A 24,289-nucleotide genomic window follows, 5' to 3' on the forward strand; every position below is an offset into this window, starting at 1 on the left:
AATTTATGTGCAATTTAATTAAGTATGTGTTTACTCTCGGTGTATCATTACTTCCTTTTTTTGCTTATTCAGATGAAAGTGGAATTTCTAATAGCCAGTGGCAAGTCTCTCACGTTAACGTTAATACTGAGTCAGAGCGTACGCTTAATTATCAATATGATGATAATAAATTAGTCGGGCGACTTATTGAGTTTAGCTCGAAAAGTATTACCTCAACGCTTCCTGAAAAGTCGGATTGTCAGCAGCCTACTTATCAACGTCAGAAGACAACGCTGAATCAGCTTATTTCATCTTCAATGTCAGGAGATGATAGCGCAAACGCAAAAAACTATGATTTAGGCGTTGATGGTAATCACCAAATCAACAGTTTTAAAATTTTATGCCAGAGTGGAAGCTTCGGAAGGGATATGACCGAAGCAAATGCTTGGGTGGCGATGCCAGAAGCAGGGAAAATTTTTATTAATTGGTATGATGGTACCATCTTAACGCTCACTCGTTTGACAGCAGAGAGTAATGTCTCTCCTTCTTTTGATTGTCATAAAGCGGCCAGCCAGACAGAGAAGACCATTTGTCAAAGTAATGATTTGGCATCTTGGGATGTTAGCGTGGCAAAAGCATATAAATCAAAATTAACGGATTATAAAAAAATTAATCCAACAGATAAGGATGGACTTGTAAAAATCAGCCACGAACAAAAAGCATGGCTCACTATCAGAAATAAGTGTGGTACAGATACGACTTGTCTGAAAAAAACTTTGATGCAGCGAGTGGATGAGCTCGAAAAATGATGCTTAAAGCGTATCGAATATCCTCGAACTGGACATGAATACGCGCACCAAATTGTTAGTTGAGATGACGAAAAGTCTTCAGGTTTTTCGTTATCTATAAATATCAGAGAGATGGAAATGAGAGCACGTTGGTTTACAATTATGGGATTGTTTCTACCGGTTCTGTTCTTCTTTAGCCATTCGGCAAACGCCGCGGAAGACTGCTCTAAAAAAACCAGCGATCCTGAAGTGTTTACTTGTGCGCAAAGTAATCGTGCGCAGGCGGAGAAAGATCTCAATCTGGAATATGCCAATGCTAAAAAGCGTATTAATGAAACTTTCTCTGCCCAGCCAGATGTAAAAAAAGAGTACCTGTCTATCTTTTTAGAGGCGCAGCGTGGGTGGCTAAGCTATCGTGACAATCAATGCAAACTTTTTGCACATGTTGCTGACAAGAATAGCAATCCCTATATTGTATTTACCAATAATTGTGTTGCACAGTTGGATGAAGAGCGCACTAAACAATTAAAAGAAATTCCCTACGATTAATAATCGTCTACCCATTCCACGCGATAAGCAAGTGACCTCATAACACGATGTCATGAGGTCCGGGTTAAACGATCATCTTGCTATCAAAAAATACTATGCGAAAAATTATTTTGATATTATACGGCGTTGCAGGATTTATTACCGTGGCACATGCTAATGATACACAAAAAAATGAAAATGCCGTTATCGCAAGCGTCAAAAATAGTGTGGAACAAAGAAACTGGATAGCGAACCCCGATTGTACTGATTACTTACTCACTAAAAACTCAGATCCGAGCATTGACCGTGTGGATGTAATGGAGAAACACGGTGGAAAATGTGGCCTGGATGCGCAAGTACAGCATCGTTTGTTTAGTGTGTTTGTTGACCAAAAAACGCATCAAATGGCCAGTGATAAAGATGATCCAGAAAACGGGACATTAACGGTTTTGCCTTCACAGTGAAAGTTTCCGCACGTAAACTGCTCTGATCAAGGCTGAGCTTCGCTATAGCTGGATTTATCCATTGAGGGCGCCATGAGAGTTTATATTATCTTGTTAGCATTGATGATACCGATAGCTTCTTATGCCAAAATGACACTCCAAAATACTGATGAGCGTCCTTTTGCGAATAGCCTTGCTAAAGTGGCGGTTGAAAGCTTCATTGATAACGGACGACCAATACCAAAACAAAGCTTTAACGTTTTATTGGGCGATAAAAGAATAGGGACTTTTATCGCGGGTAAAGGCTTTAATCAACGCGACGATAACGTCTGTTTTGTCGGTTGGTCGGATAATGGCAGAGATATTCGCAAAGTGATCCCCACGATTGGCTTCACTGATTGGGAGTCTGAAGTTTGCGATGATACTAAAGCGGTAGGCGTGCTTAGCAATAAAGAGGGCACCGTGGCGAAGATAGCGGTCATATACGCAGCCGCTTCACCTAATGCCATTGCTAATGAAAGTGTTATTTTTGATATTAATAATAATGGTGTCTCCATTGATAAGGAACTTACTAATAAGATTGGCTCATCAGGAGCGAAAAATTTAGCTGAATTAAAAAAACTCTACAGGAAGTGACGTGCTAATGTTATTAAATAAATTAATTCGTGCCTCCATTGTAATGTTGTACTGTTCTGCCTTGAGTGGTTTTGCTCAGGATAACCAACTAAAAATAGAAGGCTCACAATGGAAAGTGTCACAGGTTAACGTTAACACTGCGTCAGAGCGTACGCTAAATTATCAATATGATGATAATAAATTAGTCGGGCGGCTTATTGCATTTGGCTCGAAAAGTATTACCTCAACGCTTCCTGAGAAGACGGATTGCCAGCAACCGACTTATCAGCCCCAGAAGACAACGCTGAATCAACTTATTTCGTCTTCAATGTCGGGAGATGATAGCGCAAACGCGAAAAACTATGATTTAGGCATCGATGGTAATCACCCGATCAACAGTTTTAAAATTTTATGCCACAGTGGAAGTTTCGGAAGAGATATGTCCGACGCAAATGCCTGGGTGGCGATGCCAGACACAGGGCAAGCATTTATTAATTGGTATGATGGTACCCTCTTAACGCTCACGCGTTTAACGCCAGAGAGTAACGTTTCTCGTTCGTTAAATAACCCATCAACTACAGCATCAAGCGATTTTGATGAAGAACTTAATGGGCAATGGCAGATAAAAGAAGTTCATATAAATACTTTTATTGCATATCGACCTGATATTTTAGAAAATGATCCCGAATTAGTCGGCAGGATAATAAATTTTGAGGCCAGCCATATAACGGGTGATCTATTGACGTCTCAGAATTGTATAAAAACAAAATATATAGAGAATAAGGCTATTTCATTAGATACATTGTTACGGCTCACATCCGGTGATGATGTGAGTAAAATCAACGCTAAAAGCTATAATTTAAATGTTTCGGGCGGCTCTTTCTTTAAACCGCTAATAATTTCATGTTCGGAAGGAAGGTTTGGTCCTAAAGGTAATAAGGTTGGTAACTGGTTAGTGAAACTGGATGCTAATACTATTCTTACTAACTGGTATAGTGATTCATACCTTGTTTTAAAACGGCTCCCTGCTCACCCACAGCCAAATCCTGGTTTCGATTGTTCAAAAGCAAGCTCAGCCGCAGAAAAAACAATTTGCTCATCATTTGAATTGTCAGCCTGGGACAGAAGTGTGAATAACGCGTTTAATATGCTCCTCTTTCAAACTAAGCATAATAGTGATGATGCACACAAAGAAATTGTGATCTTAAAATCTGAACAGCAAACTTGGCTAAAAGAAAGAAATACCTGTGGATCTGACGTGCAATGCCTTGAAAAGAAAATGCGCGAACGCACCGGATTGTTAGTTGCTAAAGCGAAAGGTTCTTGAACCTTTCGTAATCTTTAAACACCCACTTTCCCCATAGTGTTACTGAGCCAGCTTGCTGGTTCTTCCATTCTGCCTGCAAACCCCGCCGGTTTTGATCAAGACCCGCGCGGCTTGAACGCCGAATACATCAAACGCAGGAATACGTTATGCGATTTACGATTATAACGAACAAAGCCGGTCATCAGCCGCCGCAGAGTAGCTGTGACTTTTTGTCGCCGGGTGGCACTATCGGGCGCGGAATTGATAATAACCTGGTCCTCCCCGACGATGACCGCACCATCTCGCGCTTACAAGCGATCGTTCATATCACTGCCGATGGCGAATGCCGCATAACCAACCGTGGGAACGTTACACGCGTGGTACTGAATGATATTCCACTGGAACGTGGACGGCAGGTCGATTTACAGGATGGCGATATTCTCGGCATTGACGATTACCGTTTGCAGGTTAGCGATCTTAACTCTCCGGTACAGCCAGTACCGCGCCCGGTGGCGGCGCAGCCTGCACCGCAGCCCACGGCGAAACCTGCCGCCGCTGAAAGCGGCCCGGCGGCGATTCCGAGTGAAATCTGGGATAGTTTGGCGCAGGAGTTTTCGATCTCGGATAATCTTTCGAGCCGCACTAAACCCGTAACGCCTGCCGCAGCGCATAATCCGCTTACTGAGCAGAGCGCCGCTAACCGTAATCCGGAAGATCCGCTGGCGCAGTTCCGGCAGCAGGACACACCCGATTTCGACCAGCGTAAACCGACGCCAGATTCGCTGTTTAACGATAGCGATGAACTGTTTAAAAGCGACAGCATTTTTGACGACAGTACGCCTACCACGTTGTTACAACAGCCAGCGGAAAAACCACAAAAACCGGCCGCGCCGCAGGGTGATGAACTTGATCCGTTGGCGCTATTTGGCGGCGGGCACTCTCCGGCCAAAATTAACAGCGACGATCCGCTGGGATTAATGATGGGCGGCGCGGTGCCGCTGGCGCATCCGGATGATGCGGTGCCGGGTTCACAGATGAAAACGTCGCCGCAACAGCAACAGCCGATCATTCCGCCTGCGCCGCCAAAAATGCCCTCTGAGCCGTTGCCGGATGCCAATAACCTGTTCGGCAACGCGGCCGATGTGGAAAACTCACCGTTGTTTGGCGATGCATCTTCATTAGCCGATTCGCCACTGTTTGCCGATGAGCCGCCAGCGGAGGCAACAACGCCGCCGACGCCGGAACCGATAGTGCCGTTGCCAGAGGAGCCGGTTGCATCGGCAAGGCCGGTCTCAATTGAGGATTCCCCGCTGTTTAACGATGCGGCGCCCAGCGCACCGCAGCCGGATTATGGTGGCATCACACTGCCTACGCCACAGGCGGTTCAACGGACTAACACGCCGCCGCCAAAAGGACGTTTACGGATCGACCCGGTCGCCAGCAGCGCCCAGGCCTCTAGCGCGCAGCCCTCTAATGGTGAAGCTTTACAGGGTGAACTGCTGCAGGCGTTAATTGATGGAATGGGGCTAAATGATATGCAGCCAGTCCCCCATTTTGACCGCGATAATATGCAGCAACTGGGTCAGATGTTGAGTATGTTCTCGCAAGGAACCGTGGCCTTACTGTCATCACGTTCGATTCTGAAACGTGGCGTAAAAGCCGATATGACCGTCATTCTTGATGATGCGAACAACCCATTCAAACTGCTGCCATCCGGAAAAACGGTACTGATGCAGATGTTCGGTAGCCGCATGCCAGGCTTTATGCCGCCGAAACAAGCAGTACGCGATGCGTTAGTCGATTTGCAGGCCCATCAGCTTGGTATGATTGCCGGTATCCGCGCCATTATCGCCTCTATGTTGCAATCCTTTAATCCGGAACAGTTAGAGGAAGAGGCGCGTGAAGAGGGGATGACGTCACGCCTCTCGCTGCCCGGTAGCCGTAAAGCCGCGCTATGGGAACACTTTACCCGGCGCTATAACCAAACGGCCGGTGAAATTGAAGATGACTTCCATACTCTCTTCGGCGAAGCATTTTTACACGCCTACGATATGGAAGTTAACCAATACAAAGACTCACAGACCCGATCGGAAGAATAATGAATATCACCATTGCCTCTATGTCGAATCAGGGAAACCGCGAGAGCAATCAGGATCAAACCGGAGATGTTATTGGTGAGCGTTCCGCCTGCTTTGTGGTCTGCGACGGTGTAGCCGGTTTTCCGGGCGGCGATGTCGCCGCCGCGCTGGCGCGTAATACCATCCTTGAACAATTTAACGGCGAACAACATCTGGATGCGCAGCATATTCGCCAGTATGTCACCCAAGCCAATAGCGCCATCCGCCGTGAACAAAAAGCCAGACAAAACTATAGCCGCATGGGGACCACTATGGTCAGCCTGTTTATTGACCGCGATTATGAACTGGCGTACTGGGCCCATGCGGGGGATAGCCGCTTATATCTGTTTCGCCGTGGCTATCTTTACCATGTCACCACCGATCATAGTCTGATCCAACAGATGAAAGATGCGGGGCATCAAACCGAAGGGATCAACAGCAACCTACTCTATTTCGCTTTGGGCATGGGGGATGAAGAACGCGATGCCAGCTACAGCGATGTGGTGCCGATTGAAGATGGCGATGCCTTCTTACTCTGCACCGATGGTTTCTGGCACGGGGTGTCGCAGCAACATATGCAACAATCGCTGCACATGGTTAATACGCCGGAAGAGTGGCTGACCTTAATGCACCAAATATTGAAGAAAAACGATGAACGATCGGATGGTCAGCAGGACAACTACAGTGCTGTTGCCGTTTGGGTGGGATCGCCGCAGGATACAACGCTGTTGCACTCGTTGTCAGAAGCGGCCCAGTTCATTCCCCTTCGTGATTAAGATAAGGCATCAGGCAAGGAATCGTATGAAATATTGGCTAACAGGTGCGTTAACCCTGCTGGTAGCGACCAGCGCCTGGGCGGAAGATTACAACATCGTCTCCTCCCGCACGCTTAAGCTGGATCTGTATATTGATAATATCAAAGACAACAAGCCCGCCAGTTGGTGCGCGCGCGAATTGCCTTTACGGATTGTGGCGAAAGGCGACAAGAACCCAACCATTCTGAAGGATTTTCTGCCACGCGTCGGCAGCCTGCTGGCGAACCAGTGTGGCAAACTGAACACCATTCAGTGGCAAATGAACGATAGCGCAGGGCAAAAACTGGCGCACGGCTCAGCGACCAAAGCTAAAAACTGGGCGGTAACCATTGAGCCGGAAGTGGCGCAGAGCGCACCGGCTACGCAAGCGCCGGAAAACACATCATCTCCGACCCAACCGCCGACACCGCCGGTCGTCAGGGCGGAAGATCTGTCGCCCGCGGCGGATACCACCCCATGGATCCAGTTCAGCTTGCTGGATGGTTGCCACTTCCGCACTTACTGGCGTGATGATAGCCAGGCTGGCGCGCTGTTTGTCCCGGCAAAAGGGGGCGTAACCTGCGCCAGCGATGGGTGGTTAAACGGCAAAAGTCAGTTAACCCAAATGGGACAAGGCGCGGCGAAAAAGCTCTCGGTCACTTTCCTGCAAGGCTTCCCGGTTTCCGATTTTGCCAATAATGACGACAGTAATAGCCTGCAAATTACCACCGTAAACAACCAGCGCATGGTGCTCAGCGATGAAAGATCGCCGCAGAGTTGGATGATCCTGCCCTATACCGCGCGCGTGAACGGCTGGCTGAATAATGGCACCGTCGCCGTACAGATGGCGCAAAACGAAGCGAACGATGAAGGCGCTTTAAAAGCGCGTTTGGAAGAGGTGCGTAAAGTCTGGGCGCCTTACCTTGCCAATGGCGGTTCACTGACCATTTTGCTGGTTGACGCACTGCATCCGCAGTTAAAAGATCCCGCCGCCGGCACCTGGCGTACCATTAAATAAGCCGACAAAGGAATTTTTATGCACTCTCTTCAACAATTGATGGCTGGCGCTTCACTGACGGAGACGTTGGCGCGGGTGGAAAGCCAAATCAAGGCGCAACCCGCCGATGCCGATCAGCGTGCGGCCTTTGTGCAACTGTTGTGTCTGGCGGGTAACTGGACGCGGGCGCAAACCCAACTGAAAAGCTGGCTGGCGCTGAAACCGCAGGCGCAGCCGACCGTGACGTTGCTGGAACAGGCGATTAGCGGAGAGTTACAGCGTGCTGACGTTTTTCGCGGTCAGGGAACGCCACGCCTGCCGGGTGGTGCATTTAGCTGGGCAGAAACGTTACATCAGGCGCTTTTGGCGCAAACGCAAGGCGATCGGCAACAGGCTGATGCGCTGCGTCTGGCGGCGTTTGACGCCGCGGCGGAAAACCCCGGTAGCGCAACGCTGCAAGGGGATGAGGCCGCTCAGCCGTTTGCGTGGCTGATTGATGGCGACGGGCGTTTAGGGCCGGTGTGCGAAATGATCGTCAATGGCAATTACTACTGGGTGCCGTTTAGCGCCATCGCCGAAATGCGCTTCCAGGCTCCGGCCAGCGTAACCGATCTGGTTTGGCGTCACACCCTGGTGCGGCTGGTGGATGGCGCGGAGCAGGTGTGCCAAATCCCGGTGCGTTACCCATTCGAAGCTGAGGCGAGTGATGCCGTTCGTCTGGCGAACGTGACCGAGTGGCAGCCGCTGGATGCCGACGAGCAGCAGTTTATCGGTCAGGGCCAGAAGGTATGGCTTAACGATAGCGCTGAATTTTCGTTGTTAAACCTGGAGACGCTTGCGTTTATCGCCAGTGATTTCGCCGATGAGTAATAACGCCGATCATAATCCTTTTGAGGGCGGTGATGTGCTGCGTGGCGGCTACCGTTTTCGTAAAGGTAAAGAGACGCTGGGCGCGCGCGATAAAATGCAGCCTTCGCTGCTTGACCGTCTGACCGATAACGCGCCAGACAAGCAACAGGAACCGGTCAGCCAAACGTTGGTTTCACACAGCGCACTGCGCCGCCATGTATTGCGCGATCTACAGTGGCTGTTTAACAGTATCAATAATGAGGCTCAGCAAGATCTGGCGCCTTTTCCGCAGGTGCGGCGTTCGGCATGGAATTTTGGTGTCGCGCCGCTGGCTGGTCAGCGTATGTCCGACATTGAATGGCAAGACATTCAGCGTAAGTTGACCGAGGCGATTATCAATTTCGAGCCACGTATTTTGCCGCAAGGGTTACAGGTCCGCTGTGTTTCTGACACCGGTTCGCTGGAACTGCATAACGTGTTATCCATTGAAATCAAAGGCCGCCTGTGGTGTGTACCGTATCCACTGGAATTTCTGTTCCGCACCGACGTTGACCTGGAAAACGGTCACTTTGAGCTAAAAGAAGTAGGTTAAGCATGGACAGTAAACTGCTCGATTATTACAACCGTGAACTGGCGTATCTGCGCGAGATGGGCGCGGAGTTTGCCGAGCGCTATCCCAAAGTGGCAGGGCGTTTGGGCATGCGAGGGATTGAGGTTGCCGATCCGTACGTTGAGCGGCTAATGGAAGGCGTTGCCTTTTTGACCTCACGCGTGCAGCTCAAAATGGATGCCGAGTTCCCGCGTTTTTCGCAGCGCTTACTGGAAATGATCGCGCCAAATTACCTGGCGCCGACGCCATCAATGGCGATTGCCGAGATTCATCCAGACAGCAATAAAGGGGATATTACCCAAGGGTTTGTGGTTCCGCGCGGCACCATGATGGATAGCCAAACGCTGAAAAAAAATGGTGTGACCTGTAGCTACACCACCGCGCACGATGTCACTTTGCTGCCGCTGAGCATTAAGCAAGTGGAGTTGGGCGGCGTCCCGGCTGATATTCCATTGGGCCAGCTTGGGCTAAGCCAGCGTGGCGCGGTGAGCGCGCTACGTATCCGCCTGACATGTGATGATTCCACGACGCTTGATCATGTTGATTTCGACCAACTGGTGTTCTTCCTCAGTGGCCCGGATATTCAGGCGCTGAAGTTGTTGGAATTGGTGATGGAACATCAGGTTGGCATCTTCTGCCAGACGGTTAATAAACAGCCGCGTCGGGTGGTATTGCCGGATGGCGCGCTCAGGCAAGAGGGGTTCGAACCGGAGCAGGCGCTGTTACCGGACGATTTGCGTAATTTCGATGGCTATCGTCTATTGCAAGAGTATTTCGCTTTCCCGGCCCGTTTTCAGTTCCTGAGCATTAGCCAACTGCGCCCGATCCTCAAACAGGCGCAGGGCATTCGGGAGTTTGAAATCATCGTGCTGCTGGATAAGACCGACGCCGCGCTGGAACGTGTGGTGGATGCCAGCCATTTAGCCTTGCATTGCACGCCGGTGATTAACCTGTTCCCCAAAGTGGCGGAACGGAAAAAAATTAGCGCCAGCCAACACGAATACCATCTGGTGGTCGACAATATTCGCCCACTCGATTACGAAATTTTCTCGGTACAAAAACTGTATGCCAGTAGCGACGAACGCCGCGAAGAGCAGGTGTTTCGCCCCTTCTGGAGCACTTTTAGCCGCGATGGCGGTGATTTCGGCGCCTATTTTTCGGTTCGACGCGAACAGCGTACGCTCTCGGAACATGCGCAGCGGTATGGTACGCGCACCGGTTATATCGGTTCCGAAGTGTTTCTCTCGCTGGTGGATGAACGCCATTCACCGTGGCAGGAAGAGTTGCGCTATTTAACCGCCGATGTCATGTGCACCAGCCGCGACCTGCCGTTAATGCTGTTACAGCAAGAGCAAGGTAACTTTCTGCTACCGGACTCGGTGCCCTCCAGCAAGCTGACGATGCGTAAAGGCCCAACGCCACCGCGTCCTGCGCTGGCGGAAGGATTAACAACGTGGCGGTTGATCAGCCAGTTGCAAATGAACTACTTAAGCCTGATGGACGGTGACGATGGCAGCGGTGCCGCCGCATTGCGCCAGCTTCTTGGGTTGTATGCTAACCTCGCCGAAGCGCCGGTCGCCCGGCAGATTGAGGGGATCAGGCATTGCGTACTCAAACCGGTTCATCGTCGGGTGCCGGAGCCTGGGCCGATTGTGTTCGCGCGCGGGATTGGTATTGAGCTAAACGTGGATGAGCAGGCTTTCTCTGGTTCCAGTCCGTGGTTACTGGGCAGCGTGCTGGAGCGGGTGTTTTCACGTTTGGTGGCGGCAAACTCGTTTACTGAAATGACGCTAACCAGCCAGCAACGTGGCGATGTCGGTTACTGGCCGCCGCGGATGGGCAAAAGGGCGCTGATATGAGTGAAACCGTCAGCCATCAACAATGGCAAGTGCGCGCCTTAAAACGTTTACCGGATGCCTTTTGGCTGGCGTTAAAAGAGACGCCGTGGCGCTATGATCTGTTCCAACTGTTACGCCGTATTGATGCGCAGGGCGGAGAAAAATATCCGCTCGGTCGCGCGCCACAGCCACGTCATGAGCCGTTACGCCTGGGACAAGAGCCTTCGCTGGCTTTTGCGCCCTCGACGCTTGCCAGCGTGCGGCAGCGCGAAAACAGCCCGCTGCACGAGGTGTCGATTTTTAGTTTTGGCTTGTTCGGGCCGAATGGGCCGCTGCCGATCCATATGACCGAGTATGCGCGTGAGCGTATTTATCATCATCAGGATACCAGCCTGACGGCGTTTGCCGATCTGTTTCATCATCGCTTAACGCTGCTGTTTTATCGCGCCTGGGCCGATGCGCAGCCCACGGTCTCGCTTGATCGTGCCGATGGTCAGCGTTTTGACCACTATCTGGCTAGCCTGATTGGCATGGGGCAACCGGGTCAACTGGCAAAGGGCAGCCTGAGCGAGCACGCACGCTTTATGTTGGCGGGTCACTTAACCCGCCATGGCCGCGATGCGGAAGGATTGCAAAAAATTTTGCGGCACTATTTCAAGGTGCCGGTAACGTTAGTGGAAAACGTCCCGCAATGGCTGCCGCTGAGCAGCCGCGAACGCGCCCGTTTAGGTGCCGGACGTCGGATGCCGCGTTTGGGTGAATCATCATTTCTTGGCGTAGCGGTACGCGATATCCAGCATAAATTACGCATTGAACTGGGGCCGCTCTCCGGCGCGAACTACCGTCGCTTCCTGCCCGGCCAACCGTGGGCTGAACAGCTACGTGATTGGGTGCGGCAATATTTAGGCATTGAGTATGTTTGGGAAGTGCGGCTGGTATTGGATGCCGATGATGTACAGGGCGTTAAGTTAGGCGGCGATGCGCAACTGGGGTTTAGCAGCTGGCTCGGCACCCAGCCGATACCGCAACCGCGTAGTGACTTAACCTTTAGCCCGGAACCGCGTGAAACACTGCAATAATCGTCGCTCAGGCTTTGCTACCGACGGTTTTATTTCTCTAACCCTTGTTTTCCTCTGTCTATTATTTCGTTATTAATCAGATATTTTTAGGCGCCCTTAACGCTAACTTCAACGAGATCAACCATGTCAGAAATCAGCCGCGCCGTACTCTTCGGCAAATTGGACACGCTGTTATTTACTTCTCTGGAAAGCGCGACGGCCTTTTGTAAGCTGCGCGGTAATCCGTATGTTGAATTGGTTCACTGGTTACACCAACTGATGCAGCAACAGGATGGCGATCTTCAGCACCTCATCCGCCATTTTTCGCTGGATGAAGAAGCGCTAACGCGCGACATTGTTGCGGCGCTCGATCGCCTGCCGCGCGGTGCCAGCGCGGTATCCGATCTCTCTGAACATATTGATAGCGCGGTGGAGCGTGCATGGGTATACGGCTCGTTGAAATTTGGCGTCGGGCAGATCCGTGGCGGTCATTTACTGATTGGTATCCTGAAAACCTTCAATTTGGCGAACGTCCTGAAAGGGATCTCTGGTCAGTTCAACCGGATTAGCGCCGACGCATTGCTGGAACAATTTGATACCGTGTTCGGCAACAGCAAAGAAGCGCAGCAGGTGAGCGGGCAACCGGCAGAAAACCCTTCGGCCGCGCCGCAGCAAAAAGGCACGCTGGCGCAATATGCGCAGGATCTCACCGCGCGGGCGCGGGCAGGCAAAATTGATCCGGTAGCCGGACGCGACGAAGAGATTCGCCAGATGGTGGATATTTTGATGCGCCGTCGGCAAAACAACCCTTTGCTGACTGGTGAAGCTGGCGTCGGCAAAACCGCGGTGGTGGAAGGGCTAGCGCTGCGCATCGCGGCAGGCGATGTGCCTGCGCCGTTGCAGGAGGTACAGCTCTGGCTACTGGATATTGGGATGTTACAAGCCGGTGCTGGCATGAAGGGCGAGTTTGAAGCGCGGCTACAGGCGTTGATCAACGAAGTGCAGTCCAGCCCGATCCCGATCATCCTGTTTATTGATGAAATCCATACGCTGGTCGGCGCGGGCGGCCAGCAGGGAACCGGCGACGCCGCCAACCTGCTTAAACCGGCGCTGGCGCGCGGGCAGTTACGCACCATCGGCGCCACCACATGGGCGGAGTACAAAAAGTACATTGAAAAGGATCCGGCATTAACGCGCCGCTTCCAGACGGTACAAGTGCACGAGCCTGACGAAGATAAAGCGTTGCTAATGCTCCGGAGCACCGTCAGCCCGTTAGAAACACATCACCGCGTGCTGCTGTTGGATGAAGCGGTAAGCGCGGCGGTAAAACTCTCTCATCGTTACATTCCTGCCCGTCAGTTACCGGATAAAGCGGTCGCGTTGTTGGATACCGCCTGCGCCCGCGTGGCGGTTAGCCAGAGCGCACAGCCGCCGCAACTGGAAGATTGCTTGCACCGGATTGCCGCGCTGGAAATTGAGTTGGGCATTGCCGAGCGTGAAGCAAAAGTGGCGATTGGCGACCCTGCCCGTGTAGAAGCCATTAACGCGCAACTGACCGCCCTGGCGACGGAGCGTGATGCATTAACCGCTCGCTGGCAACAGGAACGTGAACTGGTGGATGGCATTATTGCCCTGCGCGCGCAATTGCACGACGAACAGGTTGATGACCCGGCGACGGTGCATCAGGCGCTGGCGGAAAAACAGCAGCAATTGAGCCAATTGCAGGGCGAAGCGCCCTTATTGTTTGCCGCCGTGGATGCCAACGTGGTAGCGGCAGTGGTCTCCGACTGGACCGGCATTCCGCTGGGACGCATGGTGAAAAATGAAATCGATGCGGTGCTCAGCCTGGCCGATACGCTAAATGAGCGGGTTATTGGTCAGCGCCACGGTCTGGACCTGATCGCGAAACGGGTGCGCACCTCACGGGCGCGGCTGGATGATCCGAACAAGCCGGTTGGCGTGTTTATGCTGTGCGGCCCTTCCGGCGTTGGGAAAACCGAAACCGCATTAGCATTGGCGGAAACCCTGTATGGCGGCGAGCAGAACATCATTACCATTAATATGAGCGAATTCCAGGAAGCACATACCGTTTCTACCCTGAAAGGGGCGCCGCCGGGCTACGTTGGCTATGGTGAAGGCGGCGTGTTAACCGAGGCGGTACGCCGTCGCCCTTATAGCGTGGTGTTACTGGATGAGATCGAGAAAGCGCACCCGGACGTGCATGAAATTTTCTTCCAGGTGTTTGATAAAGGCTGGATGGAGGATGGCGAAGGGCGCCATATCGATTTCCGCAATACCATCATCATTCTTACTTCGAATGTTGGTACGCAATTAATCAGCGCCATGTGTGCTGACCCGGAATTAATGCCGGAGCCGGAAGCGTTAACCACTGCGCTACGTCCGCCATTGTTGGAGGTCTTCCCGCCAGCTTTGTTGGGGCGTTTGTTAGTGGTGCCTTATTACCCATTAAGCGATACGGTGCTGGCAAATATTGTGCGTCTCCAGTTGCGACGTGTGCAGCGCCGCCTGGAAGAAAACCACGGTATCGTATCGGAAGTGGACGAAAGCGTGATTGCGCAAATCGTCCAACGCTGTACCGAAGTGGAGTCGGGCGGACGTATGGTCGACGCCATTCTTACTAATACCCTGCTGCCGCAAATGAGCCAGATGCTGCTTTCCGCCAGCGCGCGTGACGAAAAATATCGCCGCCTGCGTGTGACGTTGGAGCAGGGTGAGTTTCAGTGTCAGTTTGAGGCGTGAAGCCATTAGCTATCAGAGAGTTGTCCATCATGTCGGAACACGATAACAATCGGACTGTCCCCAACGCGTTACCGGTTGGGTACCGTTTCAATGAATTTGAAATTAAGGAAGTGATTGGTGGCGGCGGTTTCGGGATCGTTTATCGCGCCTGGGATCATCAACTGGAACGGACTATTGCGATCAAAGAGTTCATGCCGGCTTCGCTGGCGGTGCGCAATGACGATCTGACGCTGGTTCTGCGCAGTGAGCGTTTTAGCAAAACGTTCCACGCCGGGCTGAACAGCTTTATTCAGGAGGCGCGTCTGCTGGCGCGTTTTAACCATCCTAATCTGCTGCATGTGCTGCGTTTCTGGGTACAGAATGACACCGCCTATATGGGGACGGTGTTTTACAGCGGCACTACGTTATCCAATTTACAGCAACAACATCCTGAATTAATTGATGAAACCTGGATTCGGCGGCTGCTACCGCCGCTGTTTGGCGCCATCAATATTATCCATCAGGAAGGCTATCTCCACCGCGATATTTCGCTGGATAATATCCAAATCCAGGATAATGGCATTCCGGTTCTATTGGATTTCGGCTCCGCGCGTCAGACGATTGGTAACTTGTCTGATGAAACCGAAACCATGCTGCGGCCGGGGTTTGCGCCGATTGAGCAATATAGCGATAACAATGAGAACGAGCAGGGGCCATGGACCGATATCTATGCCCTCGGCGCAGTGTTACATACGCTGATTACCGGCGCGCCGCCACCGGTAAGTGTGGTGCGCAGTATTGAAGATAACTATAAACCGTTAGCGGAACTGCGCCCGACCGGCTATTCGTTACCGCTGTTGCACGCGGTTGATCGCGCCCTGGCGTTGAAACCGGAAGATCGCCCGCAATCCGTTGATGCCCTGGCGGCGTTAATGGAGCTTTCACCCTCCGATCTGAACGATATTTTGCATATCAAAGTGGATGGCCCTGGCACCATGTTGGTGCCGGTTGAACCGGAATCGTCGGTAACGGAAGGGGCTAAGCCCTCCACGCTGAAACGCTTTATGTTACCAGGGCTGGTGGCCGCCGGTGTACTGGTTGGCGTGGGCGTTGGCGCGTTGATTGCCGGTGGCGATAGCGGCGAAGAAGGGAAGACGGCAGAGGTTGCAACCGCACCGGCTGAAAACCCGGTAGCGCAATCCAGCGCGCCGGCACAGAGTGCGTCGAACGCACCGGCAGCCAGCCAAACGCAGGAGACCGCCTCTCAACCGGTATCCACGGCACAGCAGCCGCCGAAAGAGGCGCCGCCGCCGCCGCCCGCTCCGATCGCGCAGGTTTATGTAAAACTGCACCCCGGGGATGAAATGTCGTTAAACGGCAATCAGCAAGCGGCGGTTCCGGCCCCTAACGGGTTCGCGTCATTGCAACTGCCGCCGGGCGAATACCAATTTACCATCTCGAACCAGGGCCAGACGCGGGAACAAAAAATCAATATTGACCGCGAAGGGGTGTGGCTAATCAATCCACACGGTTAGTCATCAGTGCCCGGCATTACGCCGGGCCTTTTTGATCATGGACATTAGATATGTTTTCACGCATCACAGCACAGCTTCCGGTCGACGGGCTGCTTTTCTGGAAACTGGAGGGCACCGAGTCGCTCTCGGCCCCGTACGCCCTGACGGTTACCCTGCTGGGCAGCGACGCGCGCATTGAGCGTAAGGCGCTGCTCGGCCAGCCGGTCACCCTGACCATCCCCACGCAGTCGCTGCTCAGCGAACGCTACCTTAACGGCAAAATCACCCGCGTGGCGGTCAGCAGCCGTGAGCTCTCCGGCACGCGCTACGCGGTGTACGAGCTGACGGTGGAGCCGGACGTGTGGCCGATGCTGCGCGACCGCAACCTGCGCATCTTCCAGGGCCAGACGGTGCCGCAAATCATCAAAACGCTGCTCGGGGAGTATAACGTCACGGTGGAGGACCGGCTGACCGGGCAGTACCGCCTGTGGGAGTACTGCGTGCAGTACCAGGAGAGCAGCTTCGCGTTTATCAGCCGGCTGATGGAGCTGGAGGGGATTTACTACTTCTTCCGCCATGAGCAGGAGCGTAACGTGATGGTGCTGGCGGATTCGGCGCAGCAGCACCGTCCGTTTGCCGGTTACGAAAGCATTCCTTACCACGTGACGCCGTCGGGCGGAACGACGGATGAGGAGGGCATCGGGCGGTGGTCGCCGGAGGACCGGGTGACGCCGGGGATTTACAGCCTCGACGACTATGACTTCCGCAAGCCGAACGCGTGGATGCTGCAGGCGCGGCAGAACCCGGCGTCGCCACAGCCGGGGCAGATAGACGTGTACGACTGGCCGGGGCGTTTCACCGAGCACGGTCACGGCGAGTTTTACGCGCGGATACGGCAGGAGCAGTGGCAGGCGGAGCATCAGCAAATCAGCGGCGTGGGCACCGCCATGGGCCTGGCGCCGGGGCACACCTTCACGCTGGTGAACGCGCCGTACCCGGGCGACAACGGCGAGTACCTGATAACCTCGGCGACCTACGGGTTTGAGGAGAACCGCTACGCCAGCGGCGGGGAGGGGACGACGGCGCACGAAACGACGTTTACGGTTATCCCGTCGGAGGTGACCTTCCGGGCGGCGGCGGCGACGCCGTGGCCGAAGACGCACGGCCCGCAGACGGCGAAGGTGGTGGGGCCGCAGGGGGAATCCATCTGGACGGACAAATACGGTCGCATCAAGGTGAAGTTTCACTGGGACCGTCTGGCGAAGGGTGACGACACCAGTTCGTGCTGGGTGCGGGTGTCAAGCGCGTGGGCGGGCCAGGGTTTCGGCGGGGTGCAGATACCGCGGGTGAACGATGAGGTGGTGATAGACTTCATCAACGGCGACCCGGACCGTCCGCTGGTGACGGGGCGGGTGTACAACGAGGCGAGCATGCCGCCGTGGTCGCTGCCGGCGGCGGCGACGCAGATGGGTTTTCTGAGCCGGTCGAAGGACGGAACGCCGGAGAACGCCAACGCGCTGCGCTTTGAGGACAGGAAGGGGGCGGAGCAGGTGTGGGTGCAGGCGGAGCGGAACCTGGACACGCAGGTGAAGCACGACGCCAGCCGCAGCATCGGGAACAACCACACGCACTTTGTCGGCGCGAATGAAGAGCAGCGGGTGGTGGCAAATCAGATGCAGGCGGTGAAGGGCGGTCGCGAAATTCTGACCGGTCGGGGCAAGCTGGACGCGGCGGTGGAGGAGTACGTGCTGGCGTCGGGCACCACGCTGCGGCTGGTGTGCGGCAGGAGCGCGATAGAGCTGCAGGCGGGCGGTCAGATAAACCTGGTGGGGACCGGCTTTAACCTGTTTGTGGAGGGGGACGGGCATATCACCACCAGCGGCGGCAGGCTGCACCTGAACACGGCGGGGGCGAAGCCGGGGACCGGGGCGCCGGGCGACGGTCATAAAGGGGATATTCAGGCGGCGGTGGCGTCAAAGTTTACCCCGGAGAAGGCGGGGAAAGCGGTAGCGGCTCCTGCGCCGGCGGCAGCGCCTGCTCCGCAGAAAGCACAAGCGGCGTCCGTCGGTAATCTCCAGGCTGGAGAACGGAAGCGACCAAAACACGTGCAAAAGTTTATTGATGATAACCTTGAAGCTGCTAAAAAAACTCAAGCGGATTGGGGAGTGCCTGTATCTGTTACCTTGGCACAATCAGCGCAGGAAACAGGCTGGGGTAAACATGTTAAAAATAATGCTTGGTTTGGTATTAAAGGTAAATCCCCAATGGGAAATAGTAGTGCGTTTAAAACATCAGAAGTTATTGATGGGAAGAGAATATCAATAACTGATAACTTTCGAGCATATAAGGATTATGCTGAATCGGCAGATGATTATGGGCGATTTTTAAATGGTAATCCACGTTATAAAGCAGCCTTTGATCATCTTACTGAACCCAATAGATTTGTCGATGAAGTAGCTAAAGCCGGGTATGCTACCGATCCTAATTATGCTAGAAGTCTTAAAGGTATAATTAGCTCACAACATTTAACAGATTTTGATTGATGGAGGCAGTTGATGTCAAAAAGAATTTTTTTTGGTTTTTTCTTCGTGATGCTATATTTATTTAATACACCCACCTATAGTGACACTGGAAAAAATTCTGTACTATCGTCAAATCAGCAAAGCCGGGAAGATGCTGTGGTGCTGGCAGTACACCAGGCAATTCGCGATAACAAACTCACCACCTTGCGAGATCACTGTCTGGCTTATGATTATGATGATGTTTCTGATATGGAATTTTACTTTGTCGATGTACGAGAGGATAAGCGGTATGCTATTTGTGGCGGCGATCCTGATGTCTCAGTTCATTTATTCAGATTTAAAGTTTCCAGAAATGATTATACATTATTTACCGATGCCGGTTCGGTGGACGGAACTTTCCATGCAATTGATAAGTAATACCTGGCAGGGACTTTGACGAGTTGAAAGATATGATGTGAAAGTTTTCTTTTAACTTTTTTAGTAGGACAGATTTCGATTGTTTTATTCAATGTGAGTGATAAGGGAAATACATTTTATACCCTAAATAATTCGAGTTACAGGAAGGCAGTAAGAGAAAGAGTCCTGATAAGCTTATTGAGGTCATGTAATTCGGGTGAGTAACTGCGGCTAATACACCTGCAGCTTGAAGAATGGTAGGTTTAGATATGCATGAATAGGATTTTAATAACCCATTGACTATAAAGGCATGATGAAATCATAATTACTAATGCCAGTTCTTATGTTGTTTTGGATAAAAATGGTTGAAAAATAGAGGTCAATGAAGAAATGATTGTTAGAGAGGTCATTGCAGAGGGAAATTATACCGCAATTGACTATGTTAATGATGCTATCGATGTGCTTCAGAGTCGCCTGGTAAAAAAACCTACCTTTGCATTATATATAATGGCATTCGAACAAGTAAAGTGCGTTAAAAATATCTTATTGGAAGTTGAAAAGGATAAGTCCAAACTTCATACCATGAATCTTGGTGTTTTAGCATCAAAAGAATTTGACACCACCGATCCTGAACTTGCACAGAGCTTATCAAATGTTAATTACATAGCATCGCAAGTGGGACAAGGGCTGAAAGTTATCCTTCCTCATCAGATAGATCCTGAATATAAAAAGAGAAAGAAGAGATGTAGTAAATAATGCTTTTCAGCTTTGAAAATAAAAAGATCGTCATTAACATCGAAAGATTCCTTTTTGGATAGTGCATCAAGTGATGAAGGTGCTGCTACGTTGAATAATATTAAAGTACAGAGAGAGATTTTGAAAAATGGAGGTGCAGACATTGGGACTGCAGGTAACCCAGCGAATCAACCTTCCTATAACAGAATTTTTAATGCACTAGAATATGAGAAAATTAGTGAGGTTCAGGCACGGTCAAAAATAGGGAGAATCTTTGGGAAGGGGGAATTAACCTCTAATACAGGACAGTACTATGAAGATTATTATAGCGGATGGTATGATAAGCACTATGCGAAATAGTTTTTTATTATTTTGTTGTTTTTTCTTTACAGGCTATGCTGAGGGGGATCGCATGAAAGGCTTTAATATATGGTCGTTTATTGAGGGAATGCAAACCAGAGCCACTGAGCTGGATGGTGATAGTATCAAAAAGCTTCCCTTTCCTATCTTTTTAGATCATGAAAATAAATATACCGCCTTCTATAAAGGAAAGGATTTTAAACTAGACGATGGAAATAATATATCTTCAATAGATATTCGGCTGTCTAAAGAGAAAAGTGAAACACCAGCTTTTATTGCATTTGAAATATCGGGTGAGTGTATTACTCTCGATGAACTAAAAAAGAAGTATAAGCCATTAGAGCTTAGTTCCTATCCCAGCGGGAATTCAAATGATGAGGTTACTGCTTACACTTACCATAAAAATGAAAAACAAACGCTCTCGTTTGGATTTAAGCAAACTGATCCTTCGTGTCTGCATACAGTGGTGATTGATAGTGACGAGTAAGACTGCGTTTTTATTTATATTAAGGTGTAAAGGCTGGTATGAATGAGAATATTTGTAGTATTAACGACTTTTTTATTGGTTTCTTTTAATTGCTTTTCGCAAACTCAGTGTGAAGAAAAAGATAATCTTGCGCAGCAAAAAGGAGTCCGCTTCGATAGTTATAATAATGGCTTCAGTGTCACTGGTCATGGACGGCTCTACTTTTACTCAGCACCTGATGTTGCATGCAAAAATAAAGATACATTTATTGTGCCTGGAGACGTGGTTAACGCGTATCTTGATTTTAATGGCTATTATTCTGTTATGTATTTCAGGGGGGATGGTAGTCAGGTTGAGGGATGGGTTAAGAGCAGCAGGTTAAAAGAGAATGGTACCGGAAATGGTCCAAAGCAGTAATTGTTATTTTTATTGAACGTGCAGATGAAGCCTTTTCTTTATTCCTTTTTTCTGGTGTTTAATGTATTAGTTAACGTAAATGAGCGACGATTTATTTTAATGCCTCTCTACTCTCCATGCCCGGTGTGAGAATCAGAGAATGGGATCTTTTTTTTTGTTGATGATTAACAATCGATATGACTAAATTTCTTATCAGGATGTTTGTTATTTATTTTTTTATGCTACCTTTTTCCTCTTGGGCTGCGGGGGAAGATACATTAGCAAAGTACAATTCTTTTGATACCGTCTCCGGACTATTAGAAAATAATCAATATAAAAAGCAGCTGCAAGCACTACTTGGCGCAGATTTCAGTACTTTTTATAATAATTTTGATGTAATCGCTGCCCCTCATGAGACTACCGGGAAAGGGTTATTTGTTGAAGGGTGGCTGCAAGACCTACGGTTGGAAAATGCTTCTGCGATGGTGATTCAGCCTGACGGTAAACTTTATACTGCGTGGGTTGTGCCTGGAAATGAAAAAATTGAATACCGAACCAATGATAGTCAATCAAAAGGGATTCAGTCTGACCTTTTAGCATGGTCAAAACGGTTTACGAATTTGACTTTTAATGAAAAAACGTATCCTGCAGGGTTTATAGATAAAGAACCCAAAACTCGCCATCTTGATACGGCAAAATTTAATGTTAAGGTGACGCTGCAGTGTAATGTTGATAATAAAGTGTGCGATCGGGCTGTGTATGAAGGAACACGAAAGTCAGATGGTGCAAAGCTAATATTGAAGGGTAAGGTTATTCGTGCGACCTGTGATGAAGTCATTTGCCCGATAAATTCTTATGAGTTTAAAAATAAAAATACAACCTATATGCTGGAAACGGTATCACCCGCACTGGTGGTTATTGTAAACAATAAAATGGTACTTAACGAAAAAGGCTCCTGGTCAGATAACTAAATTAAACATCACTCAGGGGACTTTTTTTAAATTTTTTCAGAAAAAATGGTTTTCACATGATTAAAGTTTTATTTTTATCCTAATTAAATTTTTATTTTCCCACTTCTGCATGGAATCAATAAGAACAGTGATGGTAAATAAAAAGTGAGATATGTTTTCTTTGTGAAGATATGAAAGGATAGGTGTAACAACCTGATCGGTAAGAATAAGCCGCGTGTGGCGATGGTGCCGAAGTCTACTTCTTCGAAGGAAGAGAACAGCAGTAGCAATTTTAACGTCTCTAATCGCATTGAATGATGCTCTCAAGTGATGTTGAAATGATGATAATGAAAAAAATCCAAATATCTCCGCTATGTTTATTCTGGATGGCAGGACTAAAAAATTAGAATGAACAAGAGGATGTTGAATATGAGTAAAAAAGGACGAGCCTTGATGGTGAAAAAGAACGTTTGTTATTTTTTACTTTTATTTGTAATGTCCTGTGTACAAGCAAAAGAAGTTTATCATTTCGAACCTGAAATAGTTACGGTTGTTGGAACGGTAACTTTGAAAAAATTTCCAGGTCCACCTAACTATGGAGAAGGGCCAGATGATAAGAAAGTAGATGTACCTATTCTTTTGCTACCACAGGCTATTGATGTTGTCGCTCGTCCTGACGCTACGGATGATAACCCTGACAGCGAAACTGAGAAAAATGTAGGCGAGATGCAAATTATACTTCCCGATCAGCCTGTTAGGCTAAAGGGTTGCATTGCATTGACCGGAACATTGATGCATCAAGTGACTGCCGGGCACTATACGTCGGTGCTTATCGTAATGAAGTCAGCAAAACCAGGAAGACGCTGTGGTACTAGCAGTACACCAGGCCATTCGCGATAACAAACTCACCACCTTGCGCGACCATTGTCTGGCTTATGATTATGATGATGTGTCTGATAAATTATTTTACCTTGTCGATGTACGAGAAAATAAGCGCTACGCTATTTGCGGTGGCGCGCCTGATGTCTCGGTTCATTTATTCAGGTTTAAAGTTTCCAAAAGGGATTATGCATTATCTACTGATGCCGGTTCGGTAGATGGAACTCTTCATACAGTTAAGCAGTAATATCTGGCTGGGGCTTCGAAACGTTGAATAATATGAAATGTTTTATTTTATCACTGATGATGGGATTCACCCCGGTCATCGTTAGTGCCGCTACGCCTGCGCTTTCCGGGGATGATTTCAGCGTTAGTATTAATAAACATATTTTTGCTTTGGGTGAACAGTGGGATGAAAAATCGGGCACGCTTGCAGGTCAGGAAGTGAATAGCAACTTCATTGGTGAAATGCCCGTTGGTGAGAGTGTTTACAGATTTTATCAACATAATTATGCACACTTTTCATTATACAGCTCCAATCTCTATTGGGATAAAGAGAAAAGAAGCATCGACGATTATATTCTTTCACAGATAACACTTCTGTCTGCAGACGTTAAGACCTTTAGAGATGTGGCTATCGGCTCATCTGCAGAATCGTTGATGCGTAAATATGGGCAAGGAAAAATTGATAAAAGTGATGGTGAGTATTGGATTGAATACGTACATCAAGATAAGCAGATTTCTTTTCAAATAGAAAATGGACGGGTTGTCAGTATTATAATGATCATATTAATCGATGATGTTACGCCTTCTGAATAAAGAATAAGTTGCACATGTAAAAATAGGCTTTATTTCCTGCTGTTTATTCGAACAGGCTGGATTTCAAAATTTTAATTTACCGGCGAGCGAACAGATGTTTACCGCCGCCTGAATAACTTTCCCGACGACTTTTTATGACGAGCACACTATGAAATATACCCTCCAGGAAGGATCTTTCTCCCTTTATCAAAGCGACTGGCTAGATAACAGTATGAATATTCTGCGTGACGATGCTAACGGTATTTCCGTGGTTATCAGCCGTGGACCAATCCCTGCTGACAGCGATTTCGAACAAGAATTCCACCGACAGTGGGATACGCTACGTCCGCAGATGGGGCAATTAAAACAATCTCCGTTCGAGCGCGTGAGTGTGGGAGAAAACCACCAGACTCGCGGCGTCGAAGTGACCAGCGAATATCAGCGCAACGGGCAGCAACTATTTCAGCATCAGTTAGCGGTACAAGCAATTGATAAGCCCTACATGCTGGTTTTTACTTACTCCGCGCTGCGTCCGTTTAATGATGAAGACGCACAACGTTGGCAAAACCTGAAAGATTCTTTGGCATTGGTACCGGTGCAGGACGTTTAATC

25 protein-coding genes are annotated in these 24,289 nt (G+C 49.8%); all 25 read left to right on the forward strand.

Annotation, left to right across the window (positions count from 1 at the left end; all coding sequences use genetic code 11):
* Positions 1 to 5: 5 nt before the first annotated feature.
* The 25 genes from PMPD1_RS03635 (at position 6) to PMPD1_RS03755 (ending at position 24,287) form a co-directional block, all read left to right on the forward strand.
* Positions 6 to 788, forward strand: a complete 783-nt coding sequence (locus tag PMPD1_RS03635; protein WP_173632754.1) for a lysozyme inhibitor LprI family protein — start codon at positions 6 to 8, stop codon at positions 786 to 788.
* A 117-nt stretch (positions 789 to 905) separates the two neighbouring features.
* Positions 906 to 1,316 carry a lysozyme inhibitor LprI family protein gene (locus PMPD1_RS03640; protein WP_354292773.1) on the forward strand — a complete coding sequence of 137 codons (411 nt, stop codon included), beginning with the start codon at positions 906 to 908 and terminating at the stop codon, positions 1,314 to 1,316.
* Positions 1,317 to 1,411: 95 nt separating this feature from the next.
* Complete coding sequence (locus tag PMPD1_RS03645) at positions 1,412 to 1,759, forward strand: hypothetical protein (protein WP_354292775.1); 348 nt, start codon at positions 1,412 to 1,414, stop codon at positions 1,757 to 1,759.
* A gap of 72 nt (positions 1,760 to 1,831) precedes the next feature.
* Positions 1,832 to 2,374, forward strand: coding sequence for a hypothetical protein (locus tag PMPD1_RS03650; protein ID WP_173632755.1), 543 nt, complete (start codon positions 1,832 to 1,834; stop codon positions 2,372 to 2,374).
* 7 nt (positions 2,375 to 2,381) lie between these two features.
* Positions 2,382 to 3,680, forward strand: coding sequence for a lysozyme inhibitor LprI family protein (locus PMPD1_RS03655; RefSeq protein ID WP_173632756.1), 1,299 nt, complete (start codon positions 2,382 to 2,384; stop codon positions 3,678 to 3,680).
* A gap of 146 nt (positions 3,681 to 3,826) precedes the next feature.
* Positions 3,827 to 5,758 carry a type VI secretion system-associated FHA domain protein TagH gene (gene tagH, locus PMPD1_RS03660; RefSeq protein ID WP_173632757.1) on the forward strand — a complete coding sequence of 644 codons (1,932 nt, stop codon included), beginning with the start codon at positions 3,827 to 3,829 and terminating at the stop codon, positions 5,756 to 5,758.
* The gene (locus tag PMPD1_RS03665; protein WP_173632758.1) at positions 5,758 to 6,552 is read left to right on the forward strand and encodes a PP2C family protein-serine/threonine phosphatase; all 795 of its coding nucleotides are present in this window, start codon (positions 5,758 to 5,760) and stop codon (positions 6,550 to 6,552) included. Before tagH ends, PMPD1_RS03665 begins: the two co-directional genes overlap by 1 nt.
* A gap of 25 nt (positions 6,553 to 6,577) precedes the next feature.
* On the forward strand, positions 6,578 to 7,588 hold the full coding sequence (locus PMPD1_RS03670) for a hypothetical protein (protein ID WP_173632759.1): 1,011 nt from the start codon (positions 6,578 to 6,580) through the stop codon (positions 7,586 to 7,588).
* Between the two features lie 18 nt (positions 7,589 to 7,606).
* On the forward strand, positions 7,607 to 8,437 hold the full coding sequence (locus PMPD1_RS03675; protein WP_173632760.1) for a type VI secretion system accessory protein TagJ: 831 nt from the start codon (positions 7,607 to 7,609) through the stop codon (positions 8,435 to 8,437).
* Positions 8,430 to 9,008: a type VI secretion system baseplate subunit TssE gene (tssE, locus tag PMPD1_RS03680; RefSeq protein ID WP_173632761.1), complete on the forward strand. Its 579-nt coding sequence runs from the start codon at positions 8,430 to 8,432 to the stop codon at positions 9,006 to 9,008. The genes PMPD1_RS03675 and tssE overlap by 8 nt, the downstream gene beginning before the upstream one ends.
* A gap of 2 nt (positions 9,009 to 9,010) precedes the next feature.
* A complete protein-coding gene (gene tssF / locus PMPD1_RS03685) occupies positions 9,011 to 10,885 on the forward strand; it encodes a type VI secretion system baseplate subunit TssF (protein WP_173632762.1) in 1,875 nt (624 codons plus the stop codon).
* Positions 10,882 to 11,943 (forward strand): type VI secretion system baseplate subunit TssG, encoded by a 1,062-nt coding sequence (tssG, locus tag PMPD1_RS03690; RefSeq protein WP_173632763.1) that lies wholly within the window; start codon positions 10,882 to 10,884, stop codon positions 11,941 to 11,943. The genes tssF and tssG overlap by 4 nt, the downstream gene beginning before the upstream one ends.
* A 123-nt stretch (positions 11,944 to 12,066) precedes the next feature.
* Entirely contained in the window at positions 12,067 to 14,682 is a 2,616-nt protein-coding gene (gene tssH, locus PMPD1_RS03695) for a type VI secretion system ATPase TssH (RefSeq protein ID WP_173632764.1), read from the forward strand.
* Between the two features lie 29 nt (positions 14,683 to 14,711).
* A complete protein-coding gene (locus tag PMPD1_RS03700) occupies positions 14,712 to 16,196 on the forward strand; it encodes a serine/threonine protein kinase (RefSeq protein WP_173632765.1) in 1,485 nt (494 codons plus the stop codon).
* 50 nt (positions 16,197 to 16,246) lie between these two features.
* On the forward strand, positions 16,247 to 18,718 hold the full coding sequence (gene tssI / locus PMPD1_RS03705) for a type VI secretion system tip protein TssI/VgrG (protein ID WP_173632766.1): 2,472 nt from the start codon (positions 16,247 to 16,249) through the stop codon (positions 18,716 to 18,718).
* 12 nt (positions 18,719 to 18,730) lie between these two features.
* Positions 18,731 to 19,114, forward strand: coding sequence for a hypothetical protein (locus PMPD1_RS03710; protein ID WP_173632767.1), 384 nt, complete (start codon positions 18,731 to 18,733; stop codon positions 19,112 to 19,114).
* A gap of 369 nt (positions 19,115 to 19,483) precedes the next feature.
* The gene (locus PMPD1_RS03715; RefSeq protein ID WP_173632768.1) at positions 19,484 to 19,849 is read left to right on the forward strand and encodes an immunity protein Tsi6 family protein; all 366 of its coding nucleotides are present in this window, start codon (positions 19,484 to 19,486) and stop codon (positions 19,847 to 19,849) included.
* Between the two features lie 54 nt (positions 19,850 to 19,903).
* Complete coding sequence (locus PMPD1_RS03720; RefSeq protein ID WP_173632769.1) at positions 19,904 to 20,188, forward strand: hypothetical protein; 285 nt, start codon at positions 19,904 to 19,906, stop codon at positions 20,186 to 20,188.
* Positions 20,142 to 20,675, forward strand: coding sequence for a hypothetical protein (locus PMPD1_RS03725; RefSeq protein ID WP_173632770.1), 534 nt, complete (start codon positions 20,142 to 20,144; stop codon positions 20,673 to 20,675). Before PMPD1_RS03720 ends, PMPD1_RS03725 begins: the two co-directional genes overlap by 47 nt.
* A gap of 42 nt (positions 20,676 to 20,717) precedes the next feature.
* Positions 20,718 to 21,071 carry a hypothetical protein gene (locus PMPD1_RS03730; RefSeq protein ID WP_173632771.1) on the forward strand — a complete coding sequence of 118 codons (354 nt, stop codon included), beginning with the start codon at positions 20,718 to 20,720 and terminating at the stop codon, positions 21,069 to 21,071.
* Between the two features lie 176 nt (positions 21,072 to 21,247).
* Positions 21,248 to 22,021 (forward strand): Ivy family c-type lysozyme inhibitor, encoded by a 774-nt coding sequence (locus tag PMPD1_RS03735; protein ID WP_354292777.1) that lies wholly within the window; start codon positions 21,248 to 21,250, stop codon positions 22,019 to 22,021.
* Between the two features lie 408 nt (positions 22,022 to 22,429).
* A complete protein-coding gene (locus PMPD1_RS03740) occupies positions 22,430 to 22,900 on the forward strand; it encodes a hypothetical protein (RefSeq protein ID WP_173632772.1) in 471 nt (156 codons plus the stop codon).
* A complete protein-coding gene (locus PMPD1_RS03745; RefSeq protein ID WP_173632773.1) occupies positions 22,866 to 23,126 on the forward strand; it encodes a hypothetical protein in 261 nt (86 codons plus the stop codon). The genes PMPD1_RS03740 and PMPD1_RS03745 overlap by 35 nt, the downstream gene beginning before the upstream one ends.
* Before the next feature lie 32 nt (positions 23,127 to 23,158).
* A complete protein-coding gene (locus PMPD1_RS03750) occupies positions 23,159 to 23,698 on the forward strand; it encodes a hypothetical protein (protein ID WP_173632774.1) in 540 nt (179 codons plus the stop codon).
* A 148-nt stretch (positions 23,699 to 23,846) separates the two neighbouring features.
* Complete coding sequence (locus PMPD1_RS03755) at positions 23,847 to 24,287, forward strand: DcrB-related protein (protein WP_173632775.1); 441 nt, start codon at positions 23,847 to 23,849, stop codon at positions 24,285 to 24,287.
* Positions 24,288 to 24,289 lie beyond the last annotated feature (2 nt).

The organism is Paramixta manurensis (assembly GCF_013285385.1).
GTDB lineage: Bacteria > Pseudomonadota > Gammaproteobacteria > Enterobacterales > Enterobacteriaceae > Paramixta > Paramixta manurensis.

Coding starts and splice junctions, on each gene's coding strand:
- PMPD1_RS03725 (WP_173632770.1), top strand. CDS start 20,142: ATGAAGATTATTATAGCGGATGGTATGATAAGCACTATGCGAAATAGT.
- PMPD1_RS03640 (WP_354292773.1), top strand. CDS start 906: ATGAGAGCACGTTGGTTTACAATTATGGGATTGTTTCTACCGGTTCTG.
- tssI (WP_173632766.1), top strand. CDS start 16,247: ATGTTTTCACGCATCACAGCACAGCTTCCGGTCGACGGGCTGCTTTTC.
- PMPD1_RS03755 (WP_173632775.1), top strand. CDS start 23,847: ATGAAATATACCCTCCAGGAAGGATCTTTCTCCCTTTATCAAAGCGAC.
- tagH (WP_173632757.1), top strand. CDS start 3,827: ATGCGATTTACGATTATAACGAACAAAGCCGGTCATCAGCCGCCGCAG.
- PMPD1_RS03635 (WP_173632754.1), top strand. CDS start 6: ATGTGCAATTTAATTAAGTATGTGTTTACTCTCGGTGTATCATTACTT.
- PMPD1_RS03655 (WP_173632756.1), top strand. CDS start 2,382: ATGTTATTAAATAAATTAATTCGTGCCTCCATTGTAATGTTGTACTGT.
- PMPD1_RS03650 (WP_173632755.1), top strand. CDS start 1,832: ATGAGAGTTTATATTATCTTGTTAGCATTGATGATACCGATAGCTTCT.
- PMPD1_RS03670 (WP_173632759.1), top strand. CDS start 6,578: ATGAAATATTGGCTAACAGGTGCGTTAACCCTGCTGGTAGCGACCAGC.
- tssG (WP_173632763.1), top strand. CDS start 10,882: ATGAGTGAAACCGTCAGCCATCAACAATGGCAAGTGCGCGCCTTAAAA.
- tssH (WP_173632764.1), top strand. CDS start 12,067: ATGTCAGAAATCAGCCGCGCCGTACTCTTCGGCAAATTGGACACGCTG.
- PMPD1_RS03750 (WP_173632774.1), top strand. CDS start 23,159: ATGAAATGTTTTATTTTATCACTGATGATGGGATTCACCCCGGTCATC.
- PMPD1_RS03645 (WP_354292775.1), top strand. CDS start 1,412: ATGCGAAAAATTATTTTGATATTATACGGCGTTGCAGGATTTATTACC.
- PMPD1_RS03715 (WP_173632768.1), top strand. CDS start 19,484: ATGATTGTTAGAGAGGTCATTGCAGAGGGAAATTATACCGCAATTGAC.
- PMPD1_RS03730 (WP_173632771.1), top strand. CDS start 20,718: ATGAGAATATTTGTAGTATTAACGACTTTTTTATTGGTTTCTTTTAAT.
- tssE (WP_173632761.1), top strand. CDS start 8,430: ATGAGTAATAACGCCGATCATAATCCTTTTGAGGGCGGTGATGTGCTG.
- PMPD1_RS03735 (WP_354292777.1), top strand. CDS start 21,248: ATGACTAAATTTCTTATCAGGATGTTTGTTATTTATTTTTTTATGCTA.
- PMPD1_RS03710 (WP_173632767.1), top strand. CDS start 18,731: ATGTCAAAAAGAATTTTTTTTGGTTTTTTCTTCGTGATGCTATATTTA.
- PMPD1_RS03665 (WP_173632758.1), top strand. CDS start 5,758: ATGAATATCACCATTGCCTCTATGTCGAATCAGGGAAACCGCGAGAGC.
- PMPD1_RS03740 (WP_173632772.1), top strand. CDS start 22,430: ATGAGTAAAAAAGGACGAGCCTTGATGGTGAAAAAGAACGTTTGTTAT.
- PMPD1_RS03700 (WP_173632765.1), top strand. CDS start 14,712: ATGTCGGAACACGATAACAATCGGACTGTCCCCAACGCGTTACCGGTT.
- PMPD1_RS03675 (WP_173632760.1), top strand. CDS start 7,607: ATGCACTCTCTTCAACAATTGATGGCTGGCGCTTCACTGACGGAGACG.
- tssF (WP_173632762.1), top strand. CDS start 9,011: ATGGACAGTAAACTGCTCGATTATTACAACCGTGAACTGGCGTATCTG.